The 1060-nt window shown below is 66.5% G+C and carries 1 protein-coding gene; it reads right to left on the bottom strand.

Features of this window, described 5'->3' with window-relative positions; translation table 11 throughout:
- Nucleotides 1–958, bottom strand: a 958-nt coding sequence (locus C5B96_RS16960; RefSeq protein WP_104246530.1) for an IS481 family transposase, incomplete at its 3' end; no start/stop codon positions are given.
- Between the last annotated feature and the right edge of the window lie 102 nt (nucleotides 959–1060).

Here is a 1060-nt window from a genome sequence, read left to right as displayed (position 1 = left end):
ACATGCGGTTGATGGGTGTGGTTCCGATGCCGGTGTGGTTGCGTTCAGTGTTGTAGTAGTTCAGCCAAGGGGCAAGTGCGTCGGCTCGTTCGGTGTTGCTCGTGAACGGGCGAGCGTACGCCCATTCGGTGGCGAGGGTGCGGTTGAGGCGTTCGACTTTCCCGTTCGTCCAGGGGCAGTGCGGTTTGATGAAGCGCTGCACCGCGCCGAGCTGGGTGACCGCGGCTTTGAACGCTGCTGAGTGTCGGTATGCGAACGCGTTGTCGCTGATCACGCGTTCGATGCGGGGGATGCCGCAGCTGGCGAAGAATGCGGCGGCTCGGAGCAGCACGCCGGCCGCGGTGGCGCCTTTCTCATCGTCATGGATCTCGGCGTACGCGAGGCGGGTGTGGTCATCGATCACGGCGTGGACGTAGTCGTACCCGACTCGGGTGTGGCTTGTTTTGTGGTTGCGGCGGTCTTGGGCGGGATCGGCCCGCCAGCCGCCGCCGTCAGGGATCCGGCCGAGTTTCTTCACATCCACGTGCACGAGTTCCCCGGGGCGCTCCCGCTCGTACCGATTCGCTGTCGCCCGACCGGCTCTGATCGGCTGCCCGGTGACCGGGTCGCAGTCCGCGAGCGGGGGCATCTGGTGACGCGCGAGGATCCTAGACACCGTCCGGGCGGGCACCCCGGTCACAGCGGCGATCCTGGCTGGCCCGCACCGCAGCTCGGCGCGTGCGGTGATGACGGCGTGCTCCCGGTCGTTGCTGGTGCGAGTCGGGGTGCGGTGCGGCCGGCTCGACCGGTCAGAGAGCCCGGTCACGCCCCCGGCCCGATAGCGGCGCACCCACCGGTACGCGCACTGCCTCGAGATGCCGAGTTCCTTCGCGACGTGAGCCGCAGGACGGCCCGAGAGAACACGCTGAACGAGCAGCATCCTGCCGTGAATGGTGAGTCGGGCATTAACGTGGGACATGAGGACCTCCGTGGCCTGAAGAGATGTCAGATACCTCCACTAAGCCCCGGAGGTCCTCCTCAAATCAAGCCCCGACTGTCACCAACGTCATGGCCGAGTACA

Origin of the sequence: Subtercola sp. Z020 (assembly GCF_002931235.1) — a bacterium.
GTDB lineage: Bacteria > Actinomycetota > Actinomycetes > Actinomycetales > Microbacteriaceae > Subtercola.
The sequence above is the reverse complement of the archived record's forward strand: the minus strand, read 5'-3'. Positions and strand labels throughout refer to the sequence as shown.